This window comes from Kitasatospora sp. NPDC042419 (genome assembly GCF_056437345.1).
On record NZ_JBWKAW010000004.1, the window covers coordinates 234,611 to 250,113 of the forward strand.

General features: G+C 74.8%; 15 protein-coding genes. 9 read left to right on the top strand and 6 right to left on the bottom strand.

Translation table 11 applies throughout. The features are described from left to right. The first annotated feature begins 487 nt into the window (after positions 1–487). From AC067J_RS10885 to AC067J_RS10900, 4 genes are all read left to right on the top strand, one after another. On the top strand, positions 488–1,561 hold the full coding sequence (locus tag AC067J_RS10885; RefSeq protein ID WP_478298172.1) for a (2Fe-2S)-binding protein: 1,074 nt from the start codon (positions 488–490) through the stop codon (positions 1,559–1,561). A gap of 94 nt (positions 1,562–1,655) precedes the next feature. Further along, positions 1,656–2,057, top strand: coding sequence for a VOC family protein (locus AC067J_RS10890; protein WP_478297741.1), 402 nt, complete (start codon positions 1,656–1,658; stop codon positions 2,055–2,057). A 52-nt stretch (positions 2,058–2,109) separates the two neighbouring features. Further along, positions 2,110–2,652, top strand: a complete 543-nt coding sequence (locus tag AC067J_RS10895; protein ID WP_478297743.1) for a P-loop nucleotide/nucleoside kinase family protein — start codon at positions 2,110–2,112, stop codon at positions 2,650–2,652. Continuing rightward, complete coding sequence (locus AC067J_RS10900) at positions 2,649–3,419, top strand: dienelactone hydrolase family protein (RefSeq protein WP_478297745.1); 771 nt, start codon at positions 2,649–2,651, stop codon at positions 3,417–3,419. The genes AC067J_RS10895 and AC067J_RS10900 overlap by 4 nt, the downstream gene beginning before the upstream one ends. 183 nt (positions 3,420–3,602) lie before the next feature. Here AC067J_RS10900 and AC067J_RS10905 read toward each other — a convergent pair whose 3' ends face one another. Then, positions 3,603–4,310 carry a bleomycin resistance protein gene (locus AC067J_RS10905; protein ID WP_478297747.1) on the bottom strand — a complete coding sequence of 236 codons (708 nt, stop codon included), beginning with the start codon at positions 4,308–4,310 and terminating at the stop codon, positions 3,603–3,605. Between the two features lie 86 nt (positions 4,311–4,396). After that, entirely contained in the window at positions 4,397–4,927 is a 531-nt protein-coding gene (locus AC067J_RS10910) for an N-acetyltransferase family protein (protein ID WP_478297749.1), read from the bottom strand. 241 nt (positions 4,928–5,168) lie between these two features. On the opposite strand from AC067J_RS10910, the gene AC067J_RS10915 reads away from it, so the two are divergent. After that, a complete protein-coding gene (locus AC067J_RS10915; protein WP_478297751.1) occupies positions 5,169–5,663 on the top strand; it encodes a hypothetical protein in 495 nt (164 codons plus the stop codon). 105 nt (positions 5,664–5,768) lie between these two features. Continuing rightward, positions 5,769–7,703: an SMI1/KNR4 family protein gene (locus tag AC067J_RS10920; RefSeq protein ID WP_478297753.1), complete on the top strand. Its 1,935-nt coding sequence runs from the start codon at positions 5,769–5,771 to the stop codon at positions 7,701–7,703. Here AC067J_RS10920 and AC067J_RS10925 read toward each other — a convergent pair. From AC067J_RS10925 to AC067J_RS10935, 3 genes are all read right to left on the bottom strand, one after another. Beyond that, the gene (locus tag AC067J_RS10925; RefSeq protein ID WP_478297755.1) at positions 7,655–8,251 is read right to left on the bottom strand and encodes a GNAT family N-acetyltransferase; all 597 of its coding nucleotides are present in this window, start codon (positions 8,249–8,251) and stop codon (positions 7,655–7,657) included. The two genes, AC067J_RS10920 and AC067J_RS10925, sit on opposite strands and share 49 nt — an antisense overlap. A 172-nt stretch (positions 8,252–8,423) precedes the next feature. Beyond that, positions 8,424–9,431, bottom strand: a complete 1,008-nt coding sequence (locus tag AC067J_RS10930) for an ABC transporter substrate-binding protein (protein WP_478297756.1) — start codon at positions 9,429–9,431, stop codon at positions 8,424–8,426. A 170-nt stretch (positions 9,432–9,601) separates the two neighbouring features. Then, complete coding sequence (locus AC067J_RS10935; RefSeq protein WP_478297758.1) at positions 9,602–10,378, bottom strand: MerR family transcriptional regulator; 777 nt, start codon at positions 10,376–10,378, stop codon at positions 9,602–9,604. Positions 10,379–10,595: 217 nt separating this feature from the next. Here AC067J_RS10935 and AC067J_RS10940 point away from each other — a divergent pair, with 217 nt between their 5' ends. From AC067J_RS10940 to AC067J_RS10950, 3 genes are read left to right on the top strand one after another with little or no spacing between them, the layout of a single operon-like run. Further along, positions 10,596–12,173, top strand: a complete 1,578-nt coding sequence (locus AC067J_RS10940) for a flavin-containing monooxygenase (RefSeq protein ID WP_478297759.1) — start codon at positions 10,596–10,598, stop codon at positions 12,171–12,173. Next, positions 12,170–13,234, top strand: coding sequence for an alpha/beta fold hydrolase (locus tag AC067J_RS10945; protein ID WP_478297761.1), 1,065 nt, complete (start codon positions 12,170–12,172; stop codon positions 13,232–13,234). The genes AC067J_RS10940 and AC067J_RS10945 overlap by 4 nt, the downstream gene beginning before the upstream one ends. Further along, on the top strand, positions 13,231–14,124 hold the full coding sequence (locus tag AC067J_RS10950) for an SDR family oxidoreductase (RefSeq protein WP_478297763.1): 894 nt from the start codon (positions 13,231–13,233) through the stop codon (positions 14,122–14,124). The genes AC067J_RS10945 and AC067J_RS10950 overlap by 4 nt, the downstream gene beginning before the upstream one ends. A 136-nt stretch (positions 14,125–14,260) precedes the next feature. On the opposite strand, the gene AC067J_RS10955 is transcribed toward AC067J_RS10950, so the two are convergent. Continuing rightward, a complete protein-coding gene (locus AC067J_RS10955; RefSeq protein ID WP_478297765.1) occupies positions 14,261–15,502 on the bottom strand; it encodes a serine hydrolase domain-containing protein in 1,242 nt (413 codons plus the stop codon). Position 15,503: the final 1 nt, after the last annotated feature.

Consider the following 15,503-nt stretch of genomic DNA (forward strand, 5'->3'; position numbering starts at 1 on the left):
CGACCGATCGGCTGAGGCGGGTGGTCCCGATGGTGTCCGCCGCGCCGGTGCGGCCGGGGCGCATCGTGCGGGAGGCCGCGACGAGGGGCCGGGAGCCGGGGGTCGGCGGCCTGTCCGGTGCCTCGAAGCCCCGGACGCTCCCGGCGGCGCACGGCGCACTGGCCCTGCCGGGTCGGGGTGCTCCGGACCACGTTCTGCTCGCTCCGGCCGGTCACGGCGTCAGGTGGCCCGACGCGAGGACCCTGGCGCCGGCGGCACCGACCGGCGGGAGCGGTGGCCGGGCCGCCGAGGGGCGGGGCGTCGCCGCGGCTGCGCGGGCCGGCGGATCGATGGTCAGCACGGAGTCAAATATTAGGTTAGGCAAGCCTAACAGCGTCAAATCCAGGCCGGATTGGGCCGTACCGGGGACAGCGGGGCAGGCGTGGCGCGAACCGGCCGCCGAGTGCCTATAAGGTGAGCCTCACCTAATACGATCTCGGGAGTGCCGATGATCTCCTCGGGCCCGCCCGTGCCCGCCGCCGTCCGCGCGGCGAACCCCCTGGACGCCGACTACCGGCTGCTGATGGACCTCTGCCCCGTGCTCCGGGTCCGGCTGCTCGCGGACGACGAACCCGCGCCGTCCCGCGTCCAGGGCTGGTACTCCGCTGCCGAGCTCGCGAGCGAACCGGAGGCATTGACGGAGGCGCTGGCCGGCGAGGCGGCCCGGATCGCGCCGGTGGCCGCCGGGTACGGCACCGCCCCGCGCCCCCACGTCGTCGCTTCCCGGCTGCTGCACCACTACCTCTGGTCGGTCTCGGTGCTGATCGCCGGGCCCTGGCACCTGGCCCGGCGCGTGCCGCTGATCGGCAGCTCGGACCTCTGGATGCACGCCCCCACCGGTGATCTCGCGCTCCGCCCGCGCGCCCACGTCACCCTGTCGGGTGAGGACGAACTCCGCGCCGAGCTGCGTGCCGCTGTGGTCACCCACGTCGAACCGCTGCTCACCGCCTTCGCCGCACCCACCCGGCGCGGCACCCGGGCACTGTGGGGCATGGTCACCGACGACCTCGCCTCGGCGATCTGGTACCTCGGGCGGATGCTCGACGCCGCGTACCCGGCCGGAGCCGCCGACGCGCCGGAGGTTGCCCGGGCGACCGCCACCGTGGAGGCCGTGCGCGGGGGAGCCGTCCCCAGGGCCGGCGACCTCCGGGCGGCCGCCGCCGCGGGGGCTGCCGGTGTGACGGCTTCGGCGGAGGACGCGGAGGACGTGGAGGGCGTTCTCGGCGGGGATGCCGTCGTCGTGGCGGAGGCGGTGGTGGCGGAGGCCGCCGCGCACCCCGCCGCCCACGAGGCCGTCGCCGCCCACGAGGCCGCCGCCGTCGCCGCAGCGGGGGCCGTCCTCCCCGGGCGCACCGAACCGCTCCCCGGGTCCGCCGACTTCCGCCTCCTGCGCGGCGAGGACGGGCGCTCCCACCACACCCGGACCAGGCTCGGCTGCTGCCTCTACTACGCGATCCAGCCCGGCAACGCGTGCATCACCTGCCCGCGCACGGACGACGAGGAGCGGCTGCGCAGGCTCTGACGGCGCATCAGCGACCCGGTGTGACGCGGCCGGCGGACGGACGGGAGCGGGGTGCCCGGCGGGGCCGGAGAGTTGCCCGGTACGCTCGGTCTCCATGATCGACTCCACCACTCACGTCCGCATCGCCCGCCCCTCCAGGGACCTCGCCGCCGCCGAGCGCTTCTACGTCGAGGGGCTCGGCCTCGCCGTCCTGTGGCGCACCACCGAGCGCGTCCCCGGCGAACACGACCTCCTCATGGTCGGTCCCTCCGGCGGTGGTTGGCACTTCGAACTCACCCACGACCCCGAGAACCCCCTGGAGCCGACCCCCACCGTCGACGACCTCTTCGTCGTCTACCTGGGCGCGCCCGTGGACCCCGCGCTCCTCGACCGCCTGCAGGCCGTCGGCGGCACCCGCGTCCCCGCGCACAACCCGTACTGGGACGAGTTCGGCGTCACCGTCACCGACCCGGACGGCTACCACCTCGTCCTCTGCACCCGCAACTGGGCGTCCTGAGCCCCGCGTGCCCGTAGCCCCGGCCACGGGTGCGGTCTGCGAGGATGAGGCGGTGCTCATCGTCATCGGAGGACTGCCCGCCACCGGCAAGACCACCCTGGCCCGGGCCCTGGCCCGCCGGACCGGTGCCGTCCACCTGCGGGTCGACACCATCGAGCAGGCCATCCGCCGTGTGGGGCCCGTGGATTCACCGCTCGGACCGGCGGGCTACGCTGTCGCCTACGCGCTCGCGGAGGACCACCTGCGCCAGGGACTCACCGTCGTCGGCGAGTCCGTCAACCCGCTCGCGGTCACGCGCGACGCCTGGCGGGACACCGCCCTCCGGGCCGGAGTTCCGTTCCTGGAAGCGGAGATCATCTGCTCCGACCCGGCCGAGCACCGCCGCCGGGCCGAGCACCGCACCGTCGACATACCCGACCTGGCCCTGCCCGACTGGGCGGAGATCACGGCCCGCGAGTACGAGCCGTGGCACCGCGACCGCCTGGTCGTCGACACCGCGGGCCGCCGAACGGGAAGTTGCGTGGACGAGCTGTGCCGGGCCGTCGACACCCTGCGGGCCGAACACCCGAGAACCGAGGAGAACAGAGCGACATGACGACGACCGCCGTGCACGGCAGCTCCGTGGACGTCCCGACCGCCGACGGCGTCGCCGACGCCTATCTGGCCCACCCCGGGGACGGGCAGGCCCATCCGGGCGTCCTGCTGTACATGAACGCCTTCGGACTGCGCCCGGTGCTGGAGGCGATGGCGGACCGGATCGCCGCCGAGGGGTACACCGTGCTGGTGCCCAACGTGTTCTACCGGCACGGTCGCGCGCCGCTCGTCGAGCTGCCCGCGCCGCCCGCGCTGATCAGCACGCGCACCGACCCGACGCTCTTCGAGCGGCTCGGCCCGATGATGGACTCGCTCACCGCCGAGCTCGCGGCCCGTGATGCCGACGCGTACCTGCAGTGGCTGTCCGACTCCCCGTCGGTGAAGGACGGGCCGGTCGGCATCACCGGCTACTGCCTGGGCGCGAAGCTCGCGTTGCAGACCGCCGCCTCCCACCCGGAGCGGGTGGCCGCGGCGGCCGGGTTCCACGGCGGCCTGCTCGCCACCGTGGAACCGGACAGTCCGCACCTGCTCGCCGAACGGGTCCGTGCAGAGCTGTACTTCGGCCACGCCGACCAGGACCCCTCGATGCCGGCCGAGCAGATCGACCGGCTCGCGAAGGCCCTCGCCGACGCCGGTGTCCGCCACACCTGCGACGTCTACGAGGGAGCGCCGCACGGCTTCACCCAGGCCGACACCGCCTCCTACCACCCGGAGGCCGACGCCCGGCACTGGACGGCGCTGTTCGCGCTGCTGAAGCGCTCGATCTGACCGTTCTTCGAGACGTCAGGACGCCGGGAGGTCAGGACGCCGGGAGGTCAGGACGCCGGGAGGTGCGGGCGTCGGAAGGTCAGGAGGCGGGACGCCGGGGAGCTTCGGGGTATCCCGCCATCCGGCCATCCGGCCATCCGGCCATCAGGGCACGGTTCGTAGGGATTTCGGCGCCACGATGCGTCAAGGTGCGAGCTCGGCCAGCCGCTTGAGGTCGTCTCCGACGGACTCGCGCTCCTCCGCCGGGAGTTCGTCGGCCACCGCCCCGGCCCGCGCGGCGAAGGCGGCCGCCGCCGCGGTGTCGGACATCCGGTGGGCGAGATCCGCGCGCAGCGCGAGCAGGCGGAACAGCACGGTGGGCTCGGGCCGTTCGCCCTCCGCGTCCAGTGCCCGGTCCAGTACCCGTGCGGCGGCGGTCAGGTCCTCCTTGGAGTCGGCGAGCAGCGCCGCGTGGTGCAGCGCCTTGGCGAACGGTTCGCCGGGGGCGGCGCGGTGGCTCTGGTCGTCGTCGATCGGCTGTCCGATCCGCAGGCAGTTGCCGCCCGGATCGGTCAGCAGGAACTGCCGGACGCCGTGCGAGGTGTCGCCGACCGCGCCGATCCGCGGCAGACCCCGGGTCGGCACCCGGCCGTACGCGGACTTGAGGCCCGCCCGGAAGGCGGCGTGCAGCCCGTCCACGTCGTCGGTGCGGATCAGGCAGGTGCTGTAGGAGGCGGTGGGGTCGTACTGCTTCATGCCGAAGAAGTGCAGCTGGATGCCGCCGCGTAGGACGACGGCGTAGGGGTTGGGGCTCTTCTGGTGGAAGGTCACCTCGAAGCCCAGGGCGGTGTAGAACTCCAGGACGGGCTGGAGGGTTTGGCAGGGCAGAATGGGAACTGTCGTCTCGGCCATGCCGGCGGACTCTACGCGGCGGGGGCTCCGGGCGCACATGTCGGTCGGCGACGGCGGGAAGGCAACGAGCGCTTCCCCGGCGGGCGTTAAGCGACCGGGAGCCGCTTGGCCATCACGTACTCCCTGGTGACGCCGTCGGGGAGCAGGCCGCCCGGTTCGCCGGTGGCGGCGAAGCCGTTGCGCCGGTACAGGGCGAGGGCGGCCTCGTTACCCGGGACGAGGGCGAGCCGCAGTGACGTGGACCCCGTGCGCCGCGCCCACCGTTCGACCGCCGCGATCAGGCGGTCCCCGACCCCGTGCCCCCGGGCCTCGGGTCCGACCCAGACCGACCGCAGCTCGCTCACCCCGCCGGCCGAACCGGCCGAACCGGCCTCACCGTCCGGCCCGGGCAGGCCGCACGCCAGTCCGACCGGCCGGCCGTCCTCCGGCACGGCCACCACGTGCACGGCGTCCGGGCGCGCGAACCGCGCCCGCCACCGCTCCTCTTCGCCGAGGTGCCAGTCCGCCCGCCGGACCCGGAAGGCGTGCGGCGCGTCGCCGAGTGCGGCGAGCCGGGCGTCGCGCCAGAGCGGCCAGTCGGCGGGGTCGGCGGGGGTGAGGATGCGGAGTTCGGTCATGGTTGCAGTCTGCCCGGGGAGGAGGTTCGTTCACCGGCCCGGCCGAGCGGTGCCGCTGTCGCCCGGACGTTTCGCCAGGTGGTGCCGAACTGTCGCTTTCGCCAGCTAAGTTGGCGAGGGCAGGTGTCCGATGGTTCGGCCGGGGCCCGGCAACGGGCTCGGCCGGGGGCGGTGGGGGGAGACCGGTGTGGAGCGTGCGCGACGCAGGTGGGCGATACGGGTCACGGCGTCCCTCGGCGGGTTGATCTCTCTCGGGGCGACGCTCTTCGCGGTCTGGCTGCTGCCCGGCCAGCGGATGGTGGCCACCCTCGGCATCGGTCCCGTCGACGGCGTGGTGACCGTCGACAGGTGCTTCGAGGCCTCGGACTTCGAGGGGAACGACGACGGCGTGGCCTGCAACGGCACGTTCGCACCGGTCGACCGCCCCGACGCCCGGCGGAAGATCCAGCTGCGCGACGCCACGGGCCTCCACCCCGCGGGCCGCCGGGTGGAGGTGCGGGTGGTCGGCGGCGACGCGTTCGAGGAGTCGGCGAGCGCCACCGTCGAGTACGGCGTGTTCGCCGGCATCTTCCTCGCGCTGGGCGGCGCGGGGGCGGGCTGGTGCCTCGACACGGCCCGGCGGGGCGAGACGGGTTCGGACGGATGGATGGTCGTCGCCTTCATCGGCCCGGTCGCCGCCGTCGTTCTCGGGATCCCCCTCATGCTCCTGGTCGCCCTGCTGGGCATGCTGTTCTGACGGGCGGGCCGCCGCCCTCCCGGCCGGGGGCCCCGGGAAGCGTGTCGGACGGGGCCGTCCCGGCACCCGCCGGACCTGTCGGTGGCTCCTGAGAGGATCGCCTCCATGACCGAGCCGACCTTCGACTGGAGCTCCTTCCTCACCCGCTGGAGTGAGGAGTGGGCCGACGTGCCCGCCGACCCGGCCGAGCGTCGGCCGGGTGACGACGACCTCGTGCGGACGCGCCGGCTAGGCTTCGACCCGGCCCCCGAGGAGCGGATCGCGGTCACGGAGGCGGAGCTGGGCTGCACCCTTCCGCCGTCGTACCGCGAGTTCCTGGCCGTCAGCGACGGGTGGCGGCACGCCGGCGGGTTCGTCTACCGCCTCGCCGGCACCGACGACGCGCGGTGGCACCTCGACGGCTTCGGACTCGGCGAGTACTGGGACGAGGACGGGCTGGCGGGGATGTGGGAGCGGGCCCTCCAACTGGACGTCGAATCCGACGTGACGCTGGTCCTGCTCGACCCGGGGGACCAGGACGCGGACGGCGAGTGGGCGGTGTACTGCCACAGTTCGTGGCGGGGGACGCCGCCGGAGCGGTACGGCTCGTTCCGGGCGTTCATGGAGGCGATGCACCGGGAGTTCCACCAGCTCGCGGTCGGCAGGCACGGCGAGGCGTTCCGCAACGCCACCACCCGCGCCCAGGACGCGAGGGTGGAGACCGCCCGGCTGGACGCGGCGGCCGGGGCCCACGAGCGGGCGGGGGCGGCGCTGGCGGAGGCCGTCGGCTTCGGCAGGCCGCGCGCCGCCGGTCTGTACGACCAACTGCGCCGCCTCCGGGGAGAGCGGCACCGCGGGACGTACGGCGCGCTGCCGCACGATCCCCGGCTCCTCGGTGAGATGGCGGCGGTGCTCGCGGCCGACCACGTGGCCGAGGGCCGTGACGACTCGACCTGGGGGCACCGGGTCGGGATCCACTCCGGGGACCTTCGCGCCGAAGCCGACGAGGTGCTCCGGCAGGTGAGGGAGCGCACCTTCCGCTACACCGCGTCCGGTCCGTTCGGCGCGGCCGTCGAACGGGCGCGGGAGCAGGCGCGCTGGGGCGGGACGGAGGCCGCCTGGCGGACGCTGCTCGCGGCGCTGCCGCAGTGGACGCCGCTCGCGCCGGACCACCTCGCGCCGCTCGGCCTGCTCGCCGACCCGCTGCTCGGACCGCTGCTCACCCCGGAACGGGGACGCGAGCTGCTGGCGACCCCGCGGGGTGGCGGCGTGGACGCGCCTCGGCCGGCGGGGGAGTGGGCAACGGCGGAGGGGCCGGCGGCGGAGACCGACGGGCTCGCCTGGCTGGCGTCGGGGCCGAGGTTCGACGGCCGGCCCGAGCCCTACCGTTTCGTCCTGGTCGAGGGCGTCACGCCGGACGCGCTGCCCGCCCTCCTGGCCGGGGCGGGCGCCGAGCTCGGTCCGCCGACGAGCCGCTGGGACCCCGTCGTCCACCGGCCGCCGGGCGACAGGTCCGTGCCGGTCGCCGATCGGGCCACCGCCGCCGTCGGCCGCGCGGGTGCCGGCGCGTCCCCTTGGAGCTTCGCCTTCGACCTGTGGCCGTCGTGGGTCGGCACGCACCACTTCGCCTCCCCCGCAGCGGCCGTCTCGGGCCGGACGGGCGGGCGCGCGGTGGCGGTCCGGGTCGACCCCGAGGACGGGTTCTTCCACCTCTCGGTGGCCGAGCGCGGCGAGGAGCGCTACGGCTTCACCGTCCGCCGGCCGGACGCCGGCCGCACCGCCTACGGTCCGGACGCCGTCCGCACCGTCCGCACCGGCCGGGAGACGGTACCGGCCGCCCTCGACCCGGACCGGCACTTCGGCCCCGCCGCCCACGGGCGACAGGGTGAGCGCGACGTCCTCGCCGAACTCGCCGCCGAGTTCGGCGTGAGTCTGCCCCGGTTCGCGCTCGCCGAGGGCCGGCTGCACACCTTCGCCAACCCGTCCTGGACCGCCCCGCCACCGGACGGGGCCTACATCACGGTGGAGTTCCTCGACCCCCGGCCGTCGGAGGCACGCTGACGCCGCCGCTCCTCCCACTCGGCACGGAGCATGCCGAACAGCAGCCGGTCGTACCGGGCGCCGTCCAGCAGCACCGCGTCCCGGCGCCGCCCCTCCTCCTGGAAGCCGAGGCGGGTGAACGCCCGGGCGGCGCGCTCGTTGCCGCTCCAGGTGTCCAGCTCCATCCGGTGCAACGGGAACGCGCCGAACAGGTGGTCCACCAGCAGCCCGAGGGCCTCCGACCCGTATCCGCGGCCCCAGAACTCCTGCTCGCCGATGGCGACCCCGACCTCGACGACCCCCTCGTACGGGTCGAGCGCCCGGTAGTCGACGAGGCCGATGACGCGACCACCAGCCGTCTCCTCGACGGTGAACATGGCGGTCTCGCGAGGGTCGAGCCGCAGGATCCGGCCGAAGCGCTCCGCCAGTGCCTCGGCGGTGGTCGGCCCGAAGCGCGGGTCGCCGGCCGCCGCCCAGCGCACCACCTCCGGGTCGTTGCGCCACCGGAGCTGGTGCTCCGCGTCCTCTGCACGCAGTGCGCGCAGCCTCACTGCCTTACCTTCGATCATGAACGGATGGTAGGCCCGGTCCCGGTCCCGGTCACTGCGTTTCCGGACCGTACGCCGGCAGGCGGGGTGTGCCGGCGTCCTGGCCGGCTGGGCCGCGGGGCCGGGCCCGCGAGATGCTCAGCCGGTCCGGTCCGGTCCGGCCCGGCCCGTTCGGTGGGCCGACCGAGGCCGGTCAGCCGGCGAGGTTCCGGCGGATCTGGTCGAGGACCAGGCCCGCGCCGGTGTAGCCGATGCCGAGCATCCAGAGGTTGTCGTCCACCTCGTAGACCTTGCCGTTGCGCACCGCGTCGAGGCCGCTCCAGAGCGAGCCCGTGACGATCTTCGCGTGGTCGGACTTCGCGCGGTCCCCGTAGACGGAGAAGAAGATGACGTCGGCCGCGGCCTGGTCGACCTGTTCGGGGCTGATCTCGATCGAGAAGCCGGGCTTGTCCTGGTTGGCGGGCCGGCCGACACCGAGGTCCTTGAACAGCGAGCCCACGAAGGTGTCGTTGAGGTAGAGCCGGGTGGGGGCGCCGGCCAGGAAGCGCGCCATCTCGACCTTGAGCGCGGCCGCCTTCTCCGCGCCGCCGAGTGCGGTGACCAGCTCGCGCACCTTCGCCCGGTACGCCTCCTCCGCGGCGGCGGCCTCCGACTGCCTGCCCAGCGCCTCGGCGTGCAGCCGGACGTTCTCCTTCCAGGCGGGGCCGGTGGTCTTGCTCAGGACGGTCGGTGCGATCTTGGACAGCTCGTCGTACCGCTTGTCGTCGCGGACCTGGTTGCTCAGGATGAGGTCGGGGCGCAGCGCGACGATGGCCTCCAGGTTGGGGGCGCCGATGGTGCCGACGGTCCTGACCCCGGCCAGGCGGTCGGCGGGCAGGTAGGCGGAGAGCGGGGCGCCGACGGCGGCCGTGGTGGCGCCGACCGGCGTGAGGCCGAGGGTGACCGCCGAGTCGAGGGCGTCGGTGTCCAGCACGACCACGCGGGCGGCGCGGGCCGGGACGGTGCTCTCCCCACGCGCGTGCCGGACGACCCTGGGTGCGCCGGACGGCGAACCCGGTCCGCTCGACCCGCTCGGCCGGTTCGACTCGCCGGACCCGCCGGACCCACTCGACCCGCCGGACCCGCAGGCGGCGAGCGCGAGCCCGGAGGCGAGGGTGAACAGGGTGCGGCGGGTGAGGGTGCGAGCGGCGGCATCGGGCATCGGGCGACTCCGTTCCGGCAGGCGGCGAGGCGCCCCATCCCTGCCCGGGGAGGCCGACCGTTACGCCTCGCGCGACGGTGCCGGCGGCCGACGGCCGACGCACAGCGGCCGACGGACAACAGCTGACAGCTGACAGATCTCGACACCTGTCATCCGCCGTTTGCCAGCTGTCAGTCGTCCTCCCGCTGCTCCAGCCGCTGGCGCAGCAGCACGTCGTACTCGGCTTGCACCCGCCGGTCCATCGCGAGCGCGAACTGGGCGTCCGTGACCGTTCGGGCGAGCGGTCGGACCCGGAGTATCTGTTCGGTCAGCCGGGCCGCCTCGCCCGGCGGCAGCGGGGCATCCTCGGTGAGCGCGCCCAGGAACTGCTCGCGGACCAGTGCGGTGAAGATCTCGGCGATCGCGGTCACGTGCTCCTGGGTCCGCCGACTGGCCTCCAGGACGACGGAGAGCGGCACGCCCTCCGCGACCAGCGCCGTCGTGGCGTCCATCAGCCGCCGGCTGACGTGCGTGATCCCGTCCTCCTCGACGGTGACGAAGCCCTGGGCGACGGACTCGGCGGTGTTCTCCTCGGTGAGCTGGTCGCCGAAGGCCGCCTTCAACTCCTCCCAGTCCAGGTGCACCGGCGCCTCGTCCGACCAGGGGGCGACGATCGCCGCCTCCAGGCCGATCAGCTCGGCCACGTCCCGCCCGCTCTCCCCGGCGCCGATCAGTTCGGCGATGCCGCCCAGGGTGTGGCCGCGCTCCAGCAGCTCGGCGATCATGCGCAGCCGCGCCAGGTGGGCCTCGCCGTACCAGGCGATCCGCCCCTCCCGGCGCGGTGGCTGGAGCAGCTTCCGTTCGCGGTAGAAACGCAGGGTGCGGGTGGTGATGCCGGCGGCATTGGCCAGTTCCTCCACCCGGAACTCGCGTTGTCTGTCCTCGGCGGTTGCGCTGACCTTGTCCACGGCGATCAGCATAGGACGGGCGGTCGCCGAACCGGAGTGGTCGCGCTTCTTCCATCGGCTGTCAGCAAGGGCTACCCTGCCAATCGTGCCAGTGATTGCTGGCGCGGTTGGGCTCGATCGGCGTTCAAGGTTCGCGTGGCACGATCGGCGCGAACGGCGCCCCGCCGAGCAGTGGCAGCACGCACCCTCACGGCCCCCACCCCCAGGAGGACGCCGCATGGCATCCAGCAGCAAGCGCCCCCGCCCCGGCGCTACCGACGAAGCCGCCCCGGTCGAGGAGCCCCACGTCCCCCACGTCCGGGTCGCCGTCATCGGCTCCGGCTTCGGGGGCCTCGGTGCCGGCGTCCGGCTGCGCCGTGCCGGCATCACCGACTTCGTCATCCTGGAACGTGCCGACTCGGTCGGCGGCACCTGGCGCGACAACAGCTACCCCGGTTGCGCCTGCGACGTGCCGTCCCACCTCTACTCCTTCTCCTTCGCCCCCAACCCCGAATGGCCGCGCAGCTTCTCCGGCCAGCCGGACATCCGCGCGTACCTGGAGAAGGTCACCGACGTCTTCGGCATCCGCCCGCACCTGCGCTTCAACACCGAAGTCACCGAGGCGCGTTGGGATGCCGAGCAGTTCCTCTGGCGGATCGCCACCACGGCCGGCCGGTGGACCGCCGACGCCGTCGTCGCCGCCGCCGGTCCGCTCGCCGACCCGCAGATCCCCGATCTGCCCGGTCTGGACACCTTCCCCGGCAAGGTCTTCCACTCCTCCCGCTGGGACCACGACTACCGACTCTCCGGCCGACGCGTCGCGATGGTCGGCACCGGCGCCTCCGCCGCCCAGATCATCCCCGCGATCCAGCCGCAGGTGGGAAGCCTGACGGTCTTTCAGCGCACCCCGGCCTGGGTCCTGCCCCGGCGTGACCGCGAGATCACCGAGCTGGAGAAGCGGCTGCACGCCCGGCTGCCGCTCACCGCGAAGCTCCGGCGCGGCGCGCTCTTCGCCCTCCGCGAGATCCAGGTCGACGCCTTCGTCCGGCGGCCCGGCCTGCTCAAGGTGGTCCAGCGGCTCGCCGAACGGCACATCGCCGACGGCGTCGCCGACCCGGCCCTGCGCGCCAGGCTCACGCCCGACTACCGGATCGGCTGCAAGCGGATCCTGCTCAGCAACACCTACTACCCGGCGCTCGCCGCCGCCAACACCGAGGTGGTCTCCTCGGGCCTGAGCGAGGTGCGCGGGTCCACCCTGGTCGCGGCGGACGGCAGCGAGCACGAGGTCGACGCCATCGTCTTCGGCACCGGCTTCCACGTCACCGACATCCCCGTCGCCGCCCGGGTGTTCGGGGTGAACGGCACCAGCCTGGCCGAGGAGTGGAAGGACGGGGCGCAGGCGCTGCGCGGCTCCACCGTCCACGGCTTCCCGAACCTGTTCTTCGTCATCGGCCCCAACACCGGCCTCGGCAACAGCTCGATGATCCTGATGATCGAGTCCCAGCTCAACTACCTGGTCGACGCGTTGACCGCGCTCGGCTCGGTCGGCGCCGCCGCCATGCAGCCCACCGCCCGGGCACAGCGCCGCTGGAACCTCGAACTCCAGCACCGGATGGACCGCACCGTGTGGACCACCGGCGGCTGCCGCAGCTGGTACCTGGACCGGAACGGCACGAACACCGTGCTCTGGCCCGGATCCACCAGCTCCTTCCGCCGCGCCACCCGCCGGGTCGACCTGACCGAGTACGAGCTGATCCTGCGCCGGGCCGGCGCCGCCGGCACGACCACCACCGAGGCCGAGGAGGTCCTGGTATGAGCCGCCCGACGATTCCCGCCGACTGCCTGCTGCCCGTCCCCACCGAGGAGTCGGAGGTCCGCTCCGCCGACGGCACCCGGCTGCACGTCGAGGTGTACGGACAGCCCGGTGCGCCGACGATCGTGCTCGCGCACGGCTGGACCTGCTCCACCCGCTTCTGGGCCCCCGTGATCCACCGCTTGGCCGACCGGTACCGGGTGGTCGCCTACGACCAGCGCGGCCACGGGCGCAGCGAGGTCCCGCCCAGCCGGGTCCGCTACTCCACCCGCGCGCTCGCCGAGGACCTCTCCGCCGTGCTCGCCGGGACCGTCCCGGAGGGTGAGCGGGCCGTCCTGGCCGGCCACAGCATGGGCGGCATGACCATCATGGCCGCCGCGGGCCGGCCGGAGGTCGCCGGACGGACGGCCGCCGCCGTCCTGATCTCCACCGGCCCGTCCGACCTGGTCGCCGAACTGCGCGTCGTACCGGACGTGGTGCGTTCCCCGGGGCTGCGGCGCTTCCTGCACCGCCGGATCCTGCGGTCCCGGCTGCCGCTGGGGCCGGTCGGCCCGGTCAGCCGGGCGGCTCTCAAGTACGGGACGATGGGCGCCGGTTCGCCCGTCGAGCGGGCCGAGGTGACCGCCCGGATCGTGCACGCGTGCCCGACCGCGGTCCGGGCCAACTGGGCCCTGGTGCTGGACCGGCTGGACGTCCGCGCCGGGCTGGCCCGGCTCGCCGTGCCGACGGCGGTCGTCGTGGGCACCGACGACCGGCTCACCCCGCCGGTGCACGCGCACCGGATCGTCGCCGCGCTGGCCGATCCGCAGGGGTTGCTCCTGCTGCCCGGTGTCGGCCACATGGCGCCGCTCGAACAGCCTGCCGAGGTGGCCGCCGAGATCGACCGGCTCGCCGCGGCCCACCTGCCCGGCACGGCCGTGCCCGCGCCCGCCACCACTTTCGCGGAGTCCGCGCCCGCGCCCGCCGCCGCTGCCGCTGCCGCTGTCGTGGAGTCCGCCACCGCTGCCGCGGAGTCCGCGTCCGCCACCGGTACCGCCAGCCCCGAGAGGACCGCCGTCGCATGACCGCCACCCCGCCGCTCTCCGCCCAGGTCGCCGTCGTCACCGGAGCCGCCCGCGGCGTGGGCGCCTCCCTCGCCCGCAACCTTGCCCGGCGCGGCGCCAAGGTCGCCCTGGTCGGCCTGGAGCCCGCCGAACTCAAGGCCGTCGCCGCGCAGTGCGGGCCCGCCGCCACCGCCTGGGGGGCCGACGTCACCGACGTGGAGGCGCTCACCGAGGTCGCCGGCAGGATCAAGGAGCACTACGGCCGGATCGACACGGTCGTCGCCAATGCCGGCATCGCCATCGGCGGCCCGCTGCTGGACAGCGACCACCGGGCGTTCAGCCGGGTCATCGAGGTGAACCTGCTCGGCAGCGTGGCCACCGCCCGGGCCTTCCTCCCCGCGCTCGCCGAGAGCCGCGGCTACCTGCTGCAGATCGCCTCGCTGGCCGCGCTCACCCCGGCGCCGCTGATGAGCGCGTACTGCGCGAGCAAGTCCGGTGTCGAGGCCTTCGCCCACGCGATCCGCGCCGAGGTCGCCCACCAGGGCGTCAAGGTCGGTGTCGGCTACCTGAGTTGGACCGACACGGACATGGTGCGCGGCGCCGACGAGGACACCGTCCTCAAGCAGATGCGGGACCGTCTGCCGTGGCCGGCCAACAAGACCTATCCGCTGGAGCCGGCCGTGGACCGCCTGGTCGCGGGCATCGCCCGGCGTTCGGCCCACGTCTACGCGCAGGCGTGGCTCCGCGGCATGCAGCCGGTCCGCTGGATGCTGCCGTCCCTGATCGCGGCGGTCGGTTCGCGGGACGTCGCCCGTCTCGCCCCGCAGCTCGCGGCCACCGCCGCCTCCCGTCTGCGCCCCGTCGGCGCGGGCGGGGCGGCCGACACGGCGGCCGGCTCCGAGCGGCACTGACCCCCACCCTCCCGGTCGGCCCCGGCCCCACCTCGCGGGGCCGGCCGGGCCGCGGCCCGGCCGCCGAGTGTCCTTCGAGTGTCCGCCCGTACGCCGGCTACGCCCCGACCACTCCCCGACGGCTCTCCGGGGTGTCTCAACCCGTCGGTTCGGCCAGCTCCTTCAGGATGTCGTAGGCCGTCTGGACGAAGCGCCCGTCGAGTGACGGGCCGGTGTTGGTGAGGGCGGCGACCGCCGTCGCGGTCCGGGGGCAGAATCCGACGAGGGCGGTGAACCCGCGGGTGGCGCCGGAGTGGAAGAGGAGGTCGCGGCCGTCCGCGGTCCTTCGCCGGTTCCAGACCAGGCCGAGCTGGTCGGCCGAGCGCGGCAGCCGCAGCCGTGGACGCTGGACGTCCCGCAGGGCGCGGCCCAACTCGCCGTCGTCCGGGGCCAGGTGGGCGCTCAGGTAGTGCAACAGGTCGGCGCCGCTGGCCCGGACCGCGCCGGCGCCGGGGAGGCCGGGGATGCGCCAGGGGGGGAGCGGGTGACCGCGCCGGTGGCCGGTCGCGCGGTGCGGGGCGTCGGGGGAGCAGGTGGTGGCGCGCAGGCCGAGCGGGCGGCAGAGGCGGTCGGCGAGCAGTTCGGCGTACCCGGTGCGGCCGGTCTCGGCGAGCAGCCGACCGAGCAGGCCGACCCCGTAGTTCGAGTAGCCGAACCGCTCACCGGGCCGCTGGCGCACGGTGGTTCGGGCCAGGCCCGCACGGAGCCGCCGTTCGTCGTAACCGGCGTACGGGTTGCTGGTCCAGGCGGGGAGCGCGGTCGTGAGCAGTCCGGGCGGGAGCCTGGGCAGGCCGGAGGTGTGGGTGGCCAGGTGCAGCAGCCGGACCGGAGCGCCGCGCCGGACGTCGGGTGGCTGCCAGCCCGGTGGGAGGTGCCGCTCCAGCGGGTCGTCCAGGGCGAGTTCGCCGCGCTCGGCCATCACGGCGAGCATCAGTGCGGTGAACGTCTTGGTGACCGAGCCGAGTTCGAAGACGGTGTCGGGTGTGCAGGGCTCCCCGTCGAGGGAGGTCCGGCCGTGGCAGTGGACGGCGGTCCGGTCGCCGCGCGCCACGGCCAGGGTCACGGCGGTGGCGTACGGCGCCGCGGCCCGGACGAGCCGGGCCGCCTGCTCCGCACCCGGACCGTCGAGGACGTCCGGGGCTTCCGTGTCGCCCGTGTCGCCCGTGTCGCCCGTGTCGCCCAGGGCGTCCGGGGCGCCCGGGGCGTCCGTGCAGTCCGTGCTGTCCCCGCCGGCCCCGCCGCCCGCGGCGCCCCGCCCGGCGGACGCCCGCCGGGCATCCGCGGGCGGGTCGTTCCGTGCGGCGTCCGGGCCGGTGCGCGCGACGTCCGGGCCGGTCATC

Excerpts from the sequence above, each read along its gene's own strand:
- AC067J_RS10925 (WP_478297755.1), bottom strand. The coding sequence starts at position 8,251 with ATGATCGAAGGTAAGGCAGTGAGGCTGCGCGCACTGCGTGCAGAGGAC.
- AC067J_RS10950 (WP_478297763.1), top strand. The coding sequence starts at position 13,231 with ATGACCGCCACCCCGCCGCTCTCCGCCCAGGTCGCCGTCGTCACCGGA.
- AC067J_RS10900 (WP_478297745.1), top strand. The coding sequence starts at position 2,649 with ATGACGACGACCGCCGTGCACGGCAGCTCCGTGGACGTCCCGACCGCC.
- AC067J_RS10885 (WP_478298172.1), top strand. The coding sequence starts at position 488 with ATGATCTCCTCGGGCCCGCCCGTGCCCGCCGCCGTCCGCGCGGCGAAC.
- AC067J_RS10930 (WP_478297756.1), bottom strand. The coding sequence starts at position 9,431 with ATGCCCGATGCCGCCGCTCGCACCCTCACCCGCCGCACCCTGTTCACC.
- AC067J_RS10940 (WP_478297759.1), top strand. The coding sequence starts at position 10,596 with ATGGCATCCAGCAGCAAGCGCCCCCGCCCCGGCGCTACCGACGAAGCC.
- AC067J_RS10920 (WP_478297753.1), top strand. The coding sequence starts at position 5,769 with ATGACCGAGCCGACCTTCGACTGGAGCTCCTTCCTCACCCGCTGGAGT.
- AC067J_RS10945 (WP_478297761.1), top strand. The coding sequence starts at position 12,170 with ATGAGCCGCCCGACGATTCCCGCCGACTGCCTGCTGCCCGTCCCCACC.
- AC067J_RS10955 (WP_478297765.1), bottom strand. The coding sequence starts at position 15,502 with ATGACCGGCCCGGACGTCGCGCGCACCGGCCCGGACGCCGCACGGAAC.
- AC067J_RS10905 (WP_478297747.1), bottom strand. The coding sequence starts at position 4,310 with ATGGCCGAGACGACAGTTCCCATTCTGCCCTGCCAAACCCTCCAGCCC.
- AC067J_RS10910 (WP_478297749.1), bottom strand. The coding sequence starts at position 4,927 with ATGACCGAACTCCGCATCCTCACCCCCGCCGACCCCGCCGACTGGCCG.
- AC067J_RS10890 (WP_478297741.1), top strand. The coding sequence starts at position 1,656 with ATGATCGACTCCACCACTCACGTCCGCATCGCCCGCCCCTCCAGGGAC.